At 75.6% G+C, this 16,750-nt stretch carries 10 protein-coding genes; 6 read left to right on the plus strand and 4 right to left on the minus strand.

The window, feature by feature from the left end; translation table 11 throughout:
- Positions 1 to 84: 84 nt before the first annotated feature.
- Both ACIRBX_RS01250 and ACIRBX_RS01255 read left to right on the plus strand, forming a co-directional pair.
- Positions 85 to 3,225, plus strand: a complete 3,141-nt coding sequence (locus tag ACIRBX_RS01250) for an AAA family ATPase (protein ID WP_402293006.1) — start codon at positions 85 to 87, stop codon at positions 3,223 to 3,225.
- 55 nt (positions 3,226 to 3,280) lie between these two features.
- Positions 3,281 to 3,877, plus strand: a complete 597-nt coding sequence (locus ACIRBX_RS01255; RefSeq protein ID WP_402293007.1) for a hypothetical protein — start codon at positions 3,281 to 3,283, stop codon at positions 3,875 to 3,877.
- Positions 3,878 to 3,884: 7 nt separating this feature from the next.
- On the opposite strand, the gene ACIRBX_RS01260 is transcribed toward ACIRBX_RS01255, so the two are convergent.
- Positions 3,885 to 5,216 carry a hypothetical protein gene (locus tag ACIRBX_RS01260; protein WP_402293008.1) on the minus strand — a complete coding sequence of 444 codons (1,332 nt, stop codon included), beginning with the start codon at positions 5,214 to 5,216 and terminating at the stop codon, positions 3,885 to 3,887.
- A gap of 125 nt (positions 5,217 to 5,341) precedes the next feature.
- Positions 5,342 to 6,541: an ATP-grasp domain-containing protein gene (locus ACIRBX_RS01265; protein ID WP_402293009.1), complete on the minus strand. Its 1,200-nt coding sequence runs from the start codon at positions 6,539 to 6,541 to the stop codon at positions 5,342 to 5,344.
- Between the two features lie 504 nt (positions 6,542 to 7,045).
- Here ACIRBX_RS01265 and ACIRBX_RS01270 point away from each other — a divergent pair.
- Positions 7,046 to 8,083, plus strand: a complete 1,038-nt coding sequence (locus tag ACIRBX_RS01270; RefSeq protein WP_402293010.1) for a cation diffusion facilitator family transporter — start codon at positions 7,046 to 7,048, stop codon at positions 8,081 to 8,083.
- Positions 8,084 to 8,265: 182 nt separating this feature from the next.
- The gene (locus ACIRBX_RS01275) at positions 8,266 to 8,745 is read left to right on the plus strand and encodes a hypothetical protein (protein WP_402293011.1); all 480 of its coding nucleotides are present in this window, start codon (positions 8,266 to 8,268) and stop codon (positions 8,743 to 8,745) included.
- Between the two features lie 102 nt (positions 8,746 to 8,847).
- Here the strand turns inward: ACIRBX_RS01275 and ACIRBX_RS01280 are convergent, their stop codons facing one another.
- Both ACIRBX_RS01280 and ACIRBX_RS01285 read right to left on the minus strand, forming a co-directional pair.
- Positions 8,848 to 11,919 (minus strand): AfsR/SARP family transcriptional regulator, encoded by a 3,072-nt coding sequence (locus tag ACIRBX_RS01280; protein WP_402293012.1) that lies wholly within the window; start codon positions 11,917 to 11,919, stop codon positions 8,848 to 8,850.
- Between the two features lie 487 nt (positions 11,920 to 12,406).
- Entirely contained in the window at positions 12,407 to 14,788 is a 2,382-nt protein-coding gene (locus ACIRBX_RS01285) for an excinuclease ABC subunit UvrA (RefSeq protein WP_402293013.1), read from the minus strand.
- A 214-nt stretch (positions 14,789 to 15,002) separates the two neighbouring features.
- Between ACIRBX_RS01285 and ACIRBX_RS01290 the strand changes: the two genes are divergently transcribed.
- Entirely contained in the window at positions 15,003 to 16,088 is a 1,086-nt protein-coding gene (locus tag ACIRBX_RS01290) for an S-(hydroxymethyl)mycothiol dehydrogenase (protein WP_402293014.1), read from the plus strand.
- The gene (locus ACIRBX_RS01295) at positions 16,088 to 16,717 is read left to right on the plus strand and encodes an MBL fold metallo-hydrolase (RefSeq protein ID WP_402293015.1); all 630 of its coding nucleotides are present in this window, start codon (positions 16,088 to 16,090) and stop codon (positions 16,715 to 16,717) included. The genes ACIRBX_RS01290 and ACIRBX_RS01295 overlap by 1 nt, the downstream gene beginning before the upstream one ends.
- The last annotated feature ends 33 nt before the right edge of the window (positions 16,718 to 16,750 follow it).

Raw genomic sequence — 16,750 nt, forward strand, 5'->3', positions numbered from 1 at the left:
GAGGGCAGGCGATCGAGATCGAAGTCCCTTTCTCTACAAGACATTTGAGGTATCGTCACATTCTCCGAAGTCCGAGGGGGCTGCATGAGCGCGGTGGACTGGTCCTGGGTGTCCCAGGAGCGTGACGGCATCCTGTGCCACGGGCGGACCGACGGCAGGCCCTACGCGGTCCGCCTCCCGGTCGTCGTCGGCCCGGCCACCGCAGCACCGCCCACCGCGCCCATCGGCCGGGACGACGACCTCGCCGCCCTGCGCTCCACGCTCACCGGCACCACCGGCACCGGCACCGAGCAGGCGTGCGCCGTCCTTACCGGCCCACCGGGCGTGGGCAAGAGCGCGCTGGCCCGGTGGGCCGGCCATGCGCTGCACACCGACGGACACTTCCCCGGCGGGCTGCTCAGCGTCGCCCTGCACGGCTCCGACCACACCCGCCGCCTCCCGCCCGGCCGCGCCCTCGACCACCTGCTGCGCGCGCTCGGCCTGCCACCCGCGCACATCCCCGCCGAGACCGCCGACCGCGCCGTGACGCTGCGCCGGACGCTGGCCGCCTACGCCGCCCACGGCCGCCGGGTACTGCTCCTCCTGGACGACCTGGCCGCCGCTGACGACCTCACCCCGCTGCTGCCGGAGCCCGGCACCGCCGGCGTCCTGGTGACGGCGCGTCAGGCCCCGCCGGGCCTGCCGAGCGACGTCACCACCCACGCCCTGGCACCCCTCGGTACGGCCGCCTCGACCGACCTGCTGCGCCGGGAGTTGGCCACCCGGGGCGTCCGGGTGGCCTCCGACCCCGCCCAGGGGCTCGACCTGCGCCGGCTGGCGAAGACCTGCGACGGGCTACCGGCGGCGCTGCGCCTGGTCGCCGCCTCGATGGCCCGGAGCGGGCGGACGGCGGCCGAGACCACCCGCGAGCTCGACCGCCACCGGTCCGACCTGTGGCCGGCCGGTGTGACGCCGGGCCTGGCCGCCGCCCACCGCCTCGCCCTGGACCGGCTCGACGCCGGGCCGACCCGGCTGCTGCGCCTGCTGCCGCTGATCCCGGCACCGGACTTCTCGGCCGCGACGGCCGGGCACCTCGTCGGCGGCACCACCGAGGCGACGGCGGCCGACCTCGCCGTGCTGCTGACGACGGGCCTGGTCGAGCGGACCGGTGACCGCTGGCGCACCACGCTGCGGACCGACGACCACCTGGCGCTGCCCGTCCCCTCCGACCCGGAGACGGCCGAGGACGCGGCCACCGAAGTCGCCCGGGCGCGGGACGCGTTGGTGCGTGCCCACACCGATCTGGCCCGCGCTGCGGGCGGTCGGCTGAGCCCGCTGCACGGCAGCCGAGGCGCTCCGCAGGTCTTCGCCGACCGGGCCGACGCGCTCGCCTGGCTGGACGCCGAACACCCCGTCCACGCCGGCCTGATGCGGCAGGCGGCGGCCACCGGCGGCCCGCATCCCGTGGCCGGCCTCGTCCAGGCCCTCGACCCGTACCTGGAGCACGGGCTGCGCCACGACGAACTCACCGACGCCGCCCGGTTCGCCCGCGCCATGTCCGACGAACTCGGCGACCACACAGGCCAGTTGACAGCCCTGGTGCGGCTGGGCCGGCTGCGCTGCCTGGAAGGCCGGTACGAGGACGCGCTGGCCGCCTTGCGCGAGGCCGCCGAGGGCGCCCGGCGGATCAGGCGCTGGGAGGTGGCTGCAGCGGCACTGGCCGGCCTGGCCGAGGCGTGGCGGGCGGTCGGCCGCTGGGACGAGGCGACCCGGGAGGGGCGCCGTGCCGCCGCGCTCGCGAACCGGACCGACCACCCGGAGATCGAGTACCGGGGCAGCCTGCACGCCGGGATCGCCCTCGCCGAGAAGGGCTTGGGGAAGTCCGCCGCCAAGGACCTGAGCCGCGCCGTCAGGGTCTCCGAGGCCGGCGGCGACCAAGGCAGGATCGGCGTCGCCAACCTCCAACTCGGCTTGGTGGGCGTCGATCTGCTGGGTCGGGGACCGGCCGGCAGTGCGATGCTCGCCCTCGCCTTCCACGCGTTCCACGAGGCCGGGGACGAGTGGCGCCACCACGTCGCGGTCGGGCTGACCGGCCGGGTCCTCGGTGAGGGTGACCAGCAGTACCTGTGCGATTCGGCGCGCGAGCTGGCCGCCCTGGGAGACGAGCATGCCGCCCACCAACTGCTGGAGGAGGCGGCCGACGCCCTCCACGACGGCGGTCGGCACGAGCAGGCCGCGACGGTCTGCCGGGCACTCGCCAACTTCCGCGCCCGCACCGACGACCCGGTCGGCCACGCCCGCGCGCTGACCTCCCTCACCGCCTCGCTCCGCAGCCTCGAACAGCACGAAGCCGCCGTCGCGGCGGCGGTCGAAGCCGTGGCCCTGGCCCGGGAGCCAGCTCAAGGGGCCGTGCTCACCGCCGCGTTGACCGAGCTGGGCCGGACCCTGCACACGGCCGGGCGGGCGCCGGAGGCCGTCGAACCGCTACGCGAGGCGGTGGCCGTCGCCCGGGAAGGTGACGACCCGTTGGCCGAGGTGTGGGCGTCCGCACTGCTCGGTTCGGCTTTGCAAGCGGTGTCGAACCACCGGGACGAGGCCTCCGCCGCCGCCTTCCGGGAGGCCCGCAAGGCGGTGCGCCGCATCCAGGAGCCCCTGCACCGGACGGTCGTCTACCCGGCCCGGGCGGAGCGGCCGGCCCTGCCGATGGTCACGGTGCTGGAGGCCACCGTCGGCCCCGGCGCCGTCCCACCGGGTACCGCCGCCCGCCGGGCGGACGCGGACGGGCTACCGGCGGACGCGGCCGGACCGGGGAAGGGGCCCGCCGTCCGGAGCGCCGGCGCGGCGGTGCGGGACAAGGAGTTGCACCACCGCGCGGCCTCCGGTGCCTACGCGATGGCGTGCCTGTCGCTGTCCGGTGCCGCGGCGGCGGCCCTCACCCTCGGCGGCCCTTGGGCCGGCGCGGCAGCGACGGTGGCCATCGTGAGCGCGGTACTCGCCCTGGTGGCCGCCGTGGCCTTCCGCAGCGCCTCCGGCGCGGACCTGGCCACCCCGGCCCACCTCGCCCTCCAAGTCGGCTGGACCCTGCTCGCCCCCGCCATGCTGGTGCTGCACGTGGTCTCCCTGGTGCGCGGCGAACTCCCGCTCCTGGGCACCGTCCCGAGCGCCGCCACCTTCGTCTGCTACGTGGCACTGGCCTCCCTCACCCGCCACGCCGGCCGGCAGGGCCGGGAGGCACTGGGCGTCTAGGCGCCACCCCCGACCTATTATCGTCAGATCGACATTAAATGGCTACACTGCCCCCGTGGACATCCGAGAACACCGACGCCGAGCGCGGTATGTCGAGGGGGAGATCAACCGGATCGGGGACCTGCTCGGTATCCCCGTCCGCTCCAGGGTCACCCTGGTCAACCGAGACGGCGGGCATCCCTTCGTGGTGGTCTCCCCGAGCGGCGGCTACCAGCACCTGGCCTTCGACCGAGGCGAGTTGGTCACTTCCCGGCGCACCTGCGACCTCGACGAACTGCTCTACTGGGCGATCACCGACTGTCTGCGCGGCTCGGCCGCCGAGTGGCCGCTGACGGCCTCCATGCTGTACGCGATCTCCCCGGCCTGGGCCGAGCGGTGGCGGGCGGAGCTCGCCGAGCACACCCCCGGCGAAGACCTCCCGGACCTGCCCCCCGCCCCCTTCGAACCGGGCTCCCGCCCGGTCCGGCACCCGCCGGAGCATCGGACCCACGGCGACTGGCGCAAGCCCCTGCCGCTGGGCAGCGCGCCCGCCCACCTCGACCGGCCGGCGCCGGCCACCTTCGGCAGCGGGCGGCCCGCCGAGCCGTCACCGTGGACCGCGCCGGAGCCTGCCGCCAGGCACCGGAAGTGGATCGACCGAACGGTCGGCTGAGGCGGCGTCAGCCCAGTGGTGTGGTGCGGCGCAGGGTCAGCGCGCCCGCCGTCTCGGCCCCCTCGCGGGCGGAGACGGCGGAGTCGGCCCGGGGCGCGGCGTGGCGGACCAGGATGCCGGCCGGGCGGGCTCCGAACAGGAGCGGGGCCAGCACGAGTTCGCGTTCGGCTGGAACGGCGCCGGGCAGGGTGACCCGGGCGAGGGGCTCGCGGCGCTGCACCACGTAGCACCGCCCGGGGTCGGCCAGCCGCCGCCGGAGTTCGGCGGCCCACTCGGCGTCGCCGTACGCCGGGCCGAAGGCGATGCCCTCGCCGCCGTGGGCGGCGGCGGGCTTGCAGACCAGCCGGTTGCGCTGGGCCAGTGCCCAGTCCAGGCTGCAGGCGTCCAGGATCCTGGTCTCCGGGATGTGTGCGCGGACCAACTCCCGCTCCGCGGCGGTCAGCAGGGCCCGGGCCCGGGCGTCGAAGAGCAGCGCCAGGTTGGCCTTGCTGTCGTACAGGGCGGCGGCCGGGGAGCCGATGAAGTCGACCTTGCCCGCCGCGTCCAGCTGCATCAGCCGCCGGGTGACCGCGGGCGGCACGGAGCGCCGCGTCTGTTCCCAGGGGTGGCCGGCGAGCACCACGTGCATCCGCTGACCCTCGAAGTACGCTCCCTCATCGGTGAGTTCGAGGTCATGCACCGTCCCGGAGCCGATCCGGTACCCGCCCGACCGGATCAGGTCGGCCAGGTACCTGTCCCCGGTCGGCCCGGCCGGGCCGTCCGTGACCGCGAAGACGTGCAGCGGGCCGTCCCCGGTGGCGCGCAGCAGCGAGCCGAAGACCTCCAGCCAGATCCGCGCGGTGTCGGCCCTGTGCAACCGCAGGCCCTCCCCCGCCAAGTGCCGGGCGAAGCCGGAGCCGGCGGCAGCCGCCGCGTGGCGGGCGCAGGCGCTCAGGCCGGCCGGCGCGGCGGCCACGTCGAGCCCGACCAGCCGCAGGCCGCCCTCGGTCACCAGCAGGTCGGGCCGGAGGAAGGCGGTCGCCACCTTGGCCAGGTGCGGGTGCTCCAGCGCCTCGGCGATCAACTCGGCCTCCTCCGGCGGCAGTCGGAGGTAGCCGAGCCAGGCGGAGCGGTCCCCGCCGAAGGCCCGCTCGGGGAAGGCCGTGATCAGCTCGGCCAGCCGCAGGGCGGTGGTCTCGGTGTCGGCGACGACGTCCGTGGTGAGCACCGGGGGCGCCGCGCCGTCGGCCTCCGCCGCGCCGGTCGCGGTGTACGCCGCCCAGCCGGCCACCGCCCGCCGGTCCAGCCCGGACCAGACGGCGGCGGGGGTGGTCGCCGAGGAGGGCCAGATGGCGGTCACGCGTGCCTCCCGGCGGTGCGCGGTGCGTCGGACGGGGTGCGGTTCGGGTGCTGCTGCGACGGCTGCGACACGGTGGCACGTCCTCTCTACGGGTCGCGGAAGGCTGACGGGTGGTCAGGGGCGGGCTACGTCCCGGAGCAGCCCGCGGGCGTGGCGGTGAGGGTGCGGACGGCGCAGTCCAGCCGGGACTCCAGCTCGTCCCGGGTGTCCGCGACCGCCAGCACGTAGCCGTGCCGGTCGGCGGCTCCGGCGGCCGGCACGCGCCGCCCGCCGGCCGTGGCGGTGATCCGCACCTCGGCCACCCCGGGCAGCGAGGCGACCAGCTCGGTACTGGTCTCGGGGATCGGCAGCGCGCGGTCGAAGGTGACGTACCGGATGCCCGCCACCTGGGGGTGCTCGCGTCCGGGGGGCGTCGGCAGGCCGAGCACGGCGGCCATGGTGAGGGCGTACACGTCCTGCCCGAGGGCCAGCTGCTGGAGGTCGCTGATCCGGTCGCCGCCGGGGTGGCCGTGCGACTCGATCAGCCGGGGGCCGTCCCCGGTGAGGATCACCTCGGTGTGCGAGGGGCCGTAGCGGTAGCCGGTGGCGTCCAGGGTGGCCCGCACCAGGTCGGCGACGGCGGTGCACTCCGCCTCCGGGAGGCGGACCGGAAGGGTGTGGCCGGTCGCCACGAAGGGCGGCACCCCGGCGGTCCGCCGCTCGGTGACCGCGACGATCCGGTGCCGACCCGCGACGCTGATCGCCTCCACGCTGAACTCGGCCCCGGTCAGGTACTCCTCGACCAGGTACGGCCGGGTGCTGTCCAGGGTCGTGCGCAGGAACGCGGTGGCGTCCTCCCGGTCGCTCAGCAGCCGCACGCCCGCACTGCCGCTGCCGTCCACCGGCTTGACCACGCACGGCAGCCCGATCCGCTCGATCCCGACGGCCAGTTGGGCCGTGGTGCGGCCCAGCACGTGGGCGACCGGCTTCCCGGCCCGGTCCCCGACCAGCGCCCGCAGCAGCGCCTTGTCCCTGAACGCCACCAACGACTCGGGCTCGTTCCCCCGCCACCCCAGCGCCCGGTTCACCTCGGCCGCAGCACCCGCCCCCAGCTCACCGAACCCGAAGCAGCTCACCGGCCCCGCGAAGCCGAAGCCCCGCAGCGCCGCCACCAACTCGTCGCGCGAGCGGGTCCACCCGGTCTCGATCACCGGCCAGTCCCCCGCCTCCCGCCCGGCCCGCCCGGGCTCCACCACCACCACGACGGCCACTCCGAGGGACTCGGCAGCGGCGATCGCCGCCTCACGGGGGCCGAGCAGCACGGCGGTGGACTTGGTCACGGGCATGGTCCCGGAGCCTTTCGGTAGCAGCGGAAGAGGTGCGGCGGTCACACCGATCCTCCGCTGCCCGCCTACCGACCCGCTCCCGTTCCCTTCCGGGACGGATCCGGGAGCCACCGGGAAGCAGACGGGAACGGAACGGGAAGCCGGGCGCCCGGCCGACCTGACGGGGTGCCGGCGGCGGGCCGACGGTGACCTGACGGAGCGTCGGCGGGGCCGGTGACAGGCGCCGCCGGGTGCCCGATGGTGGAGGAGCAGCGCGTTCCGGTCACCCGTACGGCCCGGCGGTCGGCTCCCCCACTGGCACGGGGAGCACCCGCCGGGCCGCCGGTGTTCGGGGGCGCGACAGCGCGTCCGGACAGCGCTTGCCGCCGCTGCTGCGCTCTGATGTTTCCGCAGGTCAGGGGCGTCTTAACGGAGGTGAAAACCGTCATCAGCGCAGCCTTTGCCAAACCCCCCGGGGGTAGGTTTCACTTCCCCCGTCGAACACCGAGACGAGGGGGTACGGACATGGCGACGAGCCATGAGCACGACCACGGTCACCAGCACGGAGGCGGACACGGCGGTGGGCACGGAGACGGACACGGCGGACACTCGCACGGTGTCTCCGCCGACGCGGACCGGCGCTGGCTGGGCATCGCGCTCGCACTGATCACCGTCTTCCTGGTGGTCGAGACCGCCGTCGGCCTGATCTCCGGCTCGCTCGCGCTGCTCTCGGACGCCGCGCACATGCTCACCGACGCGGTCTCGATCGTGCTGGCCCTGGTGGCGATGCGGCTGGCCGCCCGGCCGGCCAAGGGCGGGTTCACCTACGGGCTCAAGCGGGCCGAGATCCTCTCCGCCCAGGTGAACGGACTGACCCTGATCCTGCTCGGCGCCTGGCTGGCGTACGAGGCGGTGCGGCGCCTGGTCAGTCCGCCCGAGGTCGAGGGCGGTCTGGTGGTGGTCACCGCGCTGGCCGGGATCGTGGTCAACGTGGCCGCCGCATGGTGCATCTCGCGGGCCAACCGCAGCTCGCTCAACGTCGAGGGCGCCTACCAGCACATCCTCAACGACCTCTACGGCTTCATCGCCACCGCCGTCTCCGGCGTGATCGTGCTGACCACCGGCTGGGCCCGGGCCGACTCGATCGTGACGCTGATCGTGGTCGGGCTGATGTTCAAGGCCGGCTGGGGTCTGCTGCGCGAGTCCGGCCGGATCTTCCTGGAGGCCGCCCCGCCGGGGGTCGAGCCGGACCGGATCGGCGACGCACTCGCCTCCCACCGGGGAGTCAGTGAGGTGCACGACCTGCACGTCTGGACCATCACCTCCGGCCAACCCGCGCTCTCCGCCCACGTGCTGGTCACGCCCGAGCAGGACTGCCACGCCGTCCGCCGGGACCTGGAGCACGAGCTGGCCCACGACTACGGCATCACCCACACCACCCTCCAGGTGGACCACGCCGCCGAGCGGGTGCTCAGCCTGTCGGCCGCCGCACCCGGGCCCGCCGCCGGCCACTGCGCCGACCCGCACGGCCCCGTCCACCACGACGGCACCCACCCGCACTGAGTGTCGCGGCACCGGCCGGGCGTCCGGCGGTGCCAGGATGGTCCCCGGACCGGCGCCGGGCCCTGACGCTGCCCCGCCCAGTCCAGCTCCGAGAGCGAGGCGGCCGACGTGATGACCACCCCTCAGGCCCCGGCGCGCCACCCCGCCGGCCCGGAACGCCGAGCGGGACAGGGTGGTCCGGAGTGAGCGACCGGGCCCGGACGGTGCTCGCGTTCTGCTTCTGCGCGGCCTTCCTGACAGGGTGTGTCCTGGCCGCCGGTCTGGTCTGGACGCGCTGGCTCTCCCCCGAGCACGACCAGGCGCTGGTCAAGGCCAGGGAATCGGTGCTCAGCGTCTCCCGCGGGGCCGTCGCCGAGCTGGACCGCACCTACCGGCAGGCCGCACCCGGCGAGGCCGTGGCCCTGGCCCGCTACGCCGCCATCGCGTACGGGACGGCGCACGGGGCCACCGTCCGGACGGAGGACGCGCCGGGTGCGGTGCGGCTGACCGTGGACCTCGAACGCTATGCCGACGTCAGCTTCTTCGGTGCCCCGGTCGGCGCCAAGGTCCGGTCCTGCTTCGACTGGACCCTGCCGGCGGGGACGGCCGCCGCCACCGTGCGGGACGTGCCGTGCCCGCTCTCGGCCGACCTGGACGCCGTCCTGATGGTCCGTCACCTCTGATCCGACCGGCCCGCGCCGACCGACCCCGGTCCGCTCCGGCCGTCACGGCACCAGCCGACACAGCACAGGTCGTCGCAGCGCCCGCCGTCACGCCTCCAGCCGTCACGCCGCCCGGCGACGCTCCGGGACACCGATGGCGTCGAACAGCGCGTCGGCCAGCCGGAGTTCGGCAGCCGCCCGGGAGTGGTCGCCGAGCAGCCGCCAGGCGGCGGCCAGGCCCGCCCGGGCGTTGGCGGCCTCCAGGCGGTGGCCGGTGGCCTCGGCGCGGGTCAGGGCGCTGCGGTGCAGCGCCAGGGCCCGGCGGGGGGAGCCGCCGCGCCGTTCGAGCGCGCCGAGCAGGTTCTCCACCGTGGCGCTGCGCACCGGGCCGGCGTGCTCGCGGATCAGCGCCTCGGCTCGGCCCGCGAAGGCGGCGGCCTGGGCGGTCTGGCCCAGGCGCTGGTGGACCTCGGCGGCCACGGCGTGGGCCAGCGCGAGGTCCTCGGGCCGGTGCCGTTCGTCGCCGCGCTCGACCGCACGGTCCACCGCCTGCCGGGCCGCCGCCGACTCGCCCCGGGCCAGCCGGGTCCGGGCCAGCTCGGTCAGCGCGGCGATCTCCTCGGCGGCCGGACCGAAGCCCCGGGTCAGCCGGACCGCCCGCTCGGCGGCCGAGACCGCCCCCGGCAGATCGCCGAGCCAGCGCCGGACGGCGGCCAGATCGGCCCCGGCGCCGTGCCCCTGACCCGGCGTCACCGCCGCGCCACCCTCCGGCCCGCCGAACAGCGCGACCGCGCGCTCCAGCAGCTCCAGCGCCTCGGTCAGCCGCCCCTCGCACCCGCGCAGCAGGCCCAGCTGGTGCAGCGCCGCCGCCTGGCCCGTCACCTCGCCCAGCTCTCCGGCGAGGTCGAGCGCCTCGGTCGCGGCCCGCACCCCCTCGGGGAAGCGGCCGAGCCGCCGGAGCACCACGGCCAGGTCCTCCAGGCCCAGCCGGAGCCGCTGCCGGTCACCGGCCCGCCGGGCCGCCTCCACCGCCAGGGCGGCCACCAGGTGGTGATCGGCGTGCCGGCTGCGGGAGCCCAGGTGCAGGACCAGGCTCTCGGCCAGCCGGCCGGCCCGCTGGTGGTGGCCGAGCCGGACGGCCTGCTCAAGGGCCGGCAGCAGCGCGTTCTGCTCACTGTCCAGGTACTCCTCCGCACCGTCCGGCCCGGCCAGGTCGGGCAGTGCGGCGACGGACGGGGCGGTCGGGGTGGACCAGGCGTGGTCGGGGTAGCGGACCCGGCAGGCCGTCTCGGTGGCGGCCACGTAGTAGTCCAGCAGCCGTTCGAAGGCCACGTCCGCCTCCGCCTCCGCCTCGGACGCGGCCTCCGCACCCTGGTCACGGGTGGACAGGCGCCGGGCGAACTGCCGCACCAGGTCGTGCAGCGCGTATCGGCCGAGCTCATGCTGCTCCACCAGGTGACTGTCCATCAGCTGCTCCAGCAGGTCCTCGGCCTGCTGCGGGCCGAGGCCGAACAGCGCCGCCGCCCCGTGCACGTCGATCCCGCCCGTGCACCGGCCGAGCAGTCGGAGCGCACGGCGGTGCCGGTCGCCCAGCTCCTGGTAGGAGAGCCGGACGGCGAGCTCCACGCTGCGGTCCCCGGAGCGCAGCTCGTCCAGCCGCCGGGACTCGTCGGCCAACCGGTCGGCGAAGTGACGGACGGTCCACAGCGGCCGGTTGCGCAGCCGGGCGGCGGCGATCCGCAGGGCGAGCGGGAGGTGCCCGCAGCGCTCGGCCAACTCCCGGACCGCGTCCGGGTCCTGCCCGGTACGGGCGGTGCCGAGGGTGGCGGTGAGCAGTCCGGCGCTCTGCTCGGGAGTGAGCAGGTCGAGCGAGACCGCCTCGGCGCCGTCCAGCCCGTCCAGCCCGACCAGCCGCCGCCGGCTGGTGACCAGCACCCGGCAGCCGGCCGAGGCGGGGAGCAGCGGGCGCACCTGGGCGGCGTCGGCGGCGTTGTCCAGCACGAGCAGCACCCGACGGCCCGTCAGGGCGGAGCGCCAGAGCGCGGACCGGCCGGCCAGACCCTCCGGCAGGCGTTCGCCGGGCACCCCGAGGCAGCGCAGCAGGGTGCCCAGCACCGCCACCGGATCGCAGGGGCGCTCGCCCGGGGCGAAGCCGCGCAGGTCGGAGTAGAACTGGCCGTCCGGGAAGTCCGGGGCCAACCGGTGCGCGGCCCGCACCACCAGGGCGGTCTTGCCGCTGCCGCCCATCCCGTCCACCACGAGGATGCGCACCGCACCGGGCCCGGCGGCGGACGGGCCCGTGAGGGCCTCGCCGGGCCGTTCGGTCAGCCGGGCGAGCTCGGCCTCCCGGCCGGTGAAGTCCGCCAGGTCGTACGGGAGGGTGCAGGGCGCCGGGGCCGCGGCCCCGGTGACGGGGGCGGGCTCGGCCGCCCGGACCGCGCCGGTCGGTTCGGGGCCGCCGCGCAGGATCGACTGGTGCAGGCGGCTGAGCTGCTGGCCCGGCTCCACCCCGAGCTCCTCCACCAGCAGGGCCCGGGTGGTCGCGTACTCGGCCAGGGCTTCGGCCCGGCGCCCGGAGCGGTGCAGGGCCAGCATCAGCTGGCCCCGGAAGGTCTCGCGGAGCGGGTGATCGGTGCACAGCTCCCGCAGCTCGTGGACCAGTTGCCCGGATTCGCCGAGTGCGAGCCGCAGGTCGAGCAGCTGCCCGACGGCCGCCAGCCGGCGCTCCTCCAGCACGGCCGAGGCGGCGGCGATCACCGAGCCGCCGTGGCCCGCCAGCACCGGGCCGCGCCAGAGCGCCAGCGCCGCGCGGAGGTGGTCGGCGGCCTCGGACAGCCGGTCGGTGTCCAGCGCCGCGCGGGACTGCCGCAGCAGCAGGGTGAACCGGCTGAGGTCCAGCTGCTCCTGGCCGATCTCGGCGCGGTAGCCGGGGCCGTCGGTGAGCAGCAGGGCGGGGCCGCCGGGGATGCGCTGGCGCAGCTCGGCCACGGCCTTGCGGATCTGGTGCGCCGCGGTGGCCGGCGGCTCCTCCTCCCAGGCTGCGGCGACCAGCCGGCCGACCGGGACCGTCCGGCCCGGGGACAGCAGCAGCACGGTCAGCACCCGGGTCGGGATCGGTCCGCCGACCCGCAGGCCGACCCCGCCGAACCGGACCTCCAAGGGCCCCAGGACTCCGAACTCCGGCTGCTCTCCCATCGGGCCCCGTCCCCTCTGCCTGCACCCCACCGACTCCGCATGGTGACACCGCGTCAGCGCGACTGCGAACAGATCGGGCCCGACTTTCCCAAGTCCGCGGACCACCTGGCCGGCGAAGCGGTCAGGACCACGGCCGTCCGTCGGCACAGGTGACGCCGCATCAGCGCCTCGGCGGCCCGGCCCGGCCAGCAGGCTGGGGGCGGCGGCCGGCTCCGCCGGGGTACGCAGCACGACCGCTCAACGATCCGGCCCGACCTTCCCGGAACCGCACAGCCCGGCGAAGCAGGCAGACCCACGACCGGGTGAGGTGCACGGTGAAACCGCGTCACCGCGGCGGCGGCCCTGGCCAGCCAGCGGGCTGAGGGCCAGCCGGCTCCGTCGAGGTGCGCAGCACGACCGCTCAACGATCCGGCCCGACCTGCCCGGAACCGCGCAGCCCGGCGAAGCAGGCAGACCACGACCGGCTAGCGGCACAGGTGACACCGCGTCAGCGCGGTGGCACCGACGGGTCGGGCCGGAGTGCGGCGGCGAGGGCCTGGCCGGTCAGCGAGCCGGGGGTGGCGGCCAGGTCCGCCGGGGTGCCCTCGAAGACCAGGCGGCCACCCGCGTCGCCCGCGCCGGGGCCGACCTCGATCACGTGGTCGGCGTGCGCGATCACCCGCAGGTTGTGCTCCACCACGATCAACGTCGCGCCGCCCTCCACCAGTTCGTCGAACAGCCGGAGCAGCCGGTCCACGTCGGAGCCGTGCAGGCCGGTGGTCGGCTCGTCCAGCACGATCACCTGCCCGCCGCCCGCCCCGGCCTCCCCCAGGTGCTTGGCGAGCAGCAGCCGCTGCTTCTCCCCGCCCGAGAGGGTGTCCAGCGTCTGACCGACCGCCAGGTAGCCGAGGCCGACCCGGTCCATCCAGGCCAGCCGGGCACCGATCGCGGGGTGGTCCGCGCACAGCCGGCCGACGGCGGCCGGGGTCGAGGCGAGCAGGTCGGCGATGGTCGCCCCGCCCACCCGGACGGCCAGGGCCTGCGGGTTGAAGCGGGTGCCGCCGCACGCCTCGCAGGGCGTCGAGACGTCGTCCAGGTAGGCCAGTTCGGTGGTGACGGAGCCCCGGCCGCCGCACTCCGGGCAGGCGCCCTTGGAGTTGAAGCTGAACCAGGCGGGCGCGAGCCCCGAGGCCGCCGCGAAGATCCGGCGGACCGGCTCGGACAGCCCGAGCTGGCTGAGCGGGGTGGACCGGCCGCCGCCGCGCGGCGGGTCCTGGCCGATCACCACCACCTCCGGGTGCCGGTGCGGCAGTTCGTCGGTGATCAGCGAGGACTTGCCCGAGCCGGCCACCCCGACCACGGCGGTGAGCCGGCCCAGCGGCAGCGCGACGTCGAAGCCGCGGAGGTTGTGCGCCCGGGCGTCCGTGACGGTGAGCGAGCCGCGCGCCGGACGGACCTCGGTGCGCAGCACCACCGGTCGGCGCAGCGCCCGGGCCGTGGGGGTGTCGGCGCGCAGCAGCTCGGCCGGGGTGCCCTCGAAGAGGATCTCGCCGCCGTGCTCGCCCGCCCCGGGCCCGAGGTCGACGAGGTGGTCGGCGAGGGCGATCACCTGCGGGTGGTGCTCCACCACCAGCAGGGTGTTGGCGGCGTCGCGCAGTTTCAGCAGCAGCTCGGTGAGTCGGCGCACGTCGTGCGGGTGCAGGCCCGTGCTGGGCTCGTCGAAGACGTAGGTCACCGAGCTGAGCGGGCTGCCCAGGTAGCGGACGATCTTCACCCGCTGGGCCTCGCCGCCGGACAGCGTGGCGGAGACCCGGTCCAGCGTCAGGTAGCCGAGCCCGACCGAGCGCAGCGCCTCCAGCCGCCGCCCGGCCTCGGCCAGCACCGGGGCGACCCGGGGGTCGTCCAGCGTGGTGACCAGCTCGTGCAGGGAGTCGACGGAGAGCGCCGTCCAGTCCGCGATCGACCGGCCGTCGATCAGGCTGGCGAGCGCGGCGGGGTTCAGCCGGGCGCCCCCGCAGTCCGGGCAGGCCCGGACGCTGATGACCCGGCGCATCGCCTCGTCCGTCTCCCGGGACCGGGAGGCGGGCGGATTGCGGATGAAGACGTCCCGCATCCGGGTGACGACACCGTCGAACCGCGCCGTCTTGGGGAACTCCGGATCGGGGTTCGGGAGCTTCATCGCGTCCGCGTACAGGAAGTCGTGCATCTCCTGCTCGGTGTACTCCCGCAGCGGCTTGCTGCGGTCGAACAGGCCGCAGTACGCGAACCGCTTCCAGCGGTAGGTGCCCGGCCGGAAGGCCGGGAAGCGCACCGGCCCCTCGTCGATCGACCGGTCCAGGTCGAGCAGCTCGTCCAGGTCGACGTCCCGCGCCACCCCGAGGCCCTCGCAGCGGGGGCACATCCCGGCCGGGTCGTTGAAGGAGTACGCGGGCGAGTAGCCGGCCGAGGGCTCGCCGGTCCGGGAGAACACCAGCCGCAGCAGCGGGGCCAGGTCGGTCGCGGTGGCCACCGTCGAGCGCGCGTTGCCCGCGAACCGGCGCTGGTCGATCAGCACCGTGAAGGTCAGCCCGTCGATCCACTGCACGTCCGGCTGGGCCGACTGCGGCAGCCGGTTGCGCACGAAGGCCGGGTACGAGTCGTTCACCAGGCGCTGCGCCTCGGCCGCCACGGTGTCCAGCACCAGCGAGGACTTGCCGGAGCCGGAGACGCCGGTGAAGACGGTGAGCACCTCCTTGGGGATCCGCACGCTGACCTTGCGCAGGTTGTGCGTGGTGGCCCGCCCCACCGAGATCCACCGCCCGCGCCCGGCTCCGCTGCGCCCGCCGTCACCACGGTCGTGCCCCTGGTCGCCACCGTGCTCGCCGCCCCGGTCGTCGGACTCCGGCCGCATCGCATCCTCCGTCGTCCCGTCACAACCCCGGGGAGCCTCCCCGTCCCACCACCCTACGAACGGTCCCGGCCGGACGCACCGTCAGCATCCGCGCGGCGTGACCCCTTCCACACCCGCCGTGCCCCGACGCGCCCGGGCGGTAGGGCGCACCGGACACCCGGAGCTGCGTAGGCTGTCGGGGCTGTCACTCGTCCGTCGTAAGGAGACACAGAGCATGCCGCAGCAGGTGCAGGGCGTCGTCGCACGCGCCAAGGGTGAGCCGGTCCGCTTGGAGACCATCGTGGTGCCGGACCCGGGGCCGGGCGAGGCGGTGGTGAAGATCCAGGCCTGCGGGGTCTGCCACACCGACCTGCACTACAAGGAGGGCGGCATCGGCGACGAGTTCCCGTACCTCCTCGGCCACGAGGCGGCCGGCGTGGTCGAGTCGGTCGGCGAGGGCGTCACCGAGGTCGCCCCGGGTGACTTCGTGGTGCTCAACTGGCGTGCGGTCTGCGGTCAGTGTCGCGCCTGCAAGCGCGGCCGGCCGTGGTACTGCTTCGCCACCCACAACGCCAAGCAGAAGATGACCCTGCTGGACGGCACCGAGCTCTCCCCCGCGCTCGGGATCGGCGCCTTCGCCGAGAAGACCCTGGTCGCCGCCGGGCAGTGCACCAAGGTCGACCCGGCCGCCTCGCCGGCCGCCGCCGGTCTGCTGGGCTGCGGTGTGATGGCCGGGCTTGGCGCGGCGGTCAACACCGGCGCGGTCGGGCGCGGTGACACCGTCGCGGTGATCGGCTGCGGCGGAGTGGGCGGCGCGGCCGTCGCGGGCTCGCGGCTGGCCGGGGCGTCCCGGATCATCGCGGTGGACGTGGACGACCGCAAGCTGGAGCTGGCCAAGGGCCTGGGCGCCACCCACACCGTCAACTCCCGCTCGGTGGACCCCGTGGAGGCGATCCGCGAGCTGACCGGCGGCTTCGGCGCCGACGTGGTGATCGACGCGGTCGGCCGCCCGGAGACGTACCGGCAGGCGTTCTACGCCCGCGACCTGGCCGGCACCGTGGTCCTGGTCGGGGTGCCGACGCCGGAGATGAAGCTGGAGCTGCCGCTGCTCGACGTCTTCGGCCGGGGCGGTGCGCTGAAGTCCAGCTGGTACGGCGACTGCCTGCCGGAGCGGGACTTCCCGCTGCTGATCGACCTCTACCTTCAGGGCCGGCTCGACCTGGACGCCTTCGTCAGCGAGACCATCGCGCTGGACGGCGTCGAGGGCGCCTTCGAGCGGATGCACCGCGGCGAGGTGCTGCGTTCGGTGGTGGAGTTCTGATGGCCGCCCGGATCGAACACCTCGTCACCTCCGGCACCTTCTCGCTCGACGGCGGCACCTGGGAGGTCGACAACAACGTCTGGCTGGTCGGTGACGACCAGGAGGTGCTGGTGATCGACGCCGCCCACGACGCCGACGCCATCGCCGCTGCGGTCGGCAAGCGCCGGGTGGTGGCCGTGGTCTGCACCCACGCCCACGACGACCACGTGAACGCCGCCCCCGCGCTGGCTGCCCGGACCGGCGCGCCGGTCCTGCTGCACCCGGCCGACCTGCCGCTCTGGCAGCTCACCCACCCCGACCGCTCCCCCGACGGCGAACTCGCCGACGGGCAGCGGCTCACGGTGGCGGGCACCGAGCTGACGGTACTGCACACCCCGGGCCACGCCCCGGGCGCGGTCTGCCTGTACGCCCCGGAGCTCGGCACCGTCTTCACCGGCGACACCCTCTTCGCCGGTGGCCCGGGCGCCACCGGGCGGTCCTTCTCGGACTTCCCCACCATCATCGGCTCCATCACGGACAGCCTGCTCAAGCTGCCGCCGGAGACGGTGGTCCGCACCGGCCACGGCGACACCAGCACCATCGGCGCCGAGGCCCCGCACCGGGCCGAGTGGGTGGCCCGAGGCCACTGAGCCCACGTCAGGAGGGCGGCCCGGCCGCCCTCC

The organism is Kitasatospora sp. NPDC096147 (genome assembly GCF_044763225.1).
Taxonomy (GTDB): domain Bacteria; phylum Actinomycetota; class Actinomycetes; order Streptomycetales; family Streptomycetaceae; genus Kitasatospora.

Excerpts from the sequence above, each read along its gene's own strand:
- ACIRBX_RS01270 (WP_402293010.1), top strand. The coding sequence starts at position 7,046 with ATGGCGACGAGCCATGAGCACGACCACGGTCACCAGCACGGAGGCGGA.
- ACIRBX_RS01250 (WP_402293006.1), top strand. The coding sequence starts at position 85 with ATGAGCGCGGTGGACTGGTCCTGGGTGTCCCAGGAGCGTGACGGCATC.
- ACIRBX_RS01265 (WP_402293009.1), bottom strand. The coding sequence starts at position 6,541 with ATGCCCGTGACCAAGTCCACCGCCGTGCTGCTCGGCCCCCGTGAGGCG.
- ACIRBX_RS01280 (WP_402293012.1), bottom strand. The coding sequence starts at position 11,919 with ATGGGAGAGCAGCCGGAGTTCGGAGTCCTGGGGCCCTTGGAGGTCCGG.
- ACIRBX_RS01285 (WP_402293013.1), bottom strand. The coding sequence starts at position 14,788 with ATGCGGCCGGAGTCCGACGACCGGGGCGGCGAGCACGGTGGCGACCAG.
- ACIRBX_RS01295 (WP_402293015.1), top strand. The coding sequence starts at position 16,088 with ATGGCCGCCCGGATCGAACACCTCGTCACCTCCGGCACCTTCTCGCTC.
- ACIRBX_RS01290 (WP_402293014.1), top strand. The coding sequence starts at position 15,003 with ATGCCGCAGCAGGTGCAGGGCGTCGTCGCACGCGCCAAGGGTGAGCCG.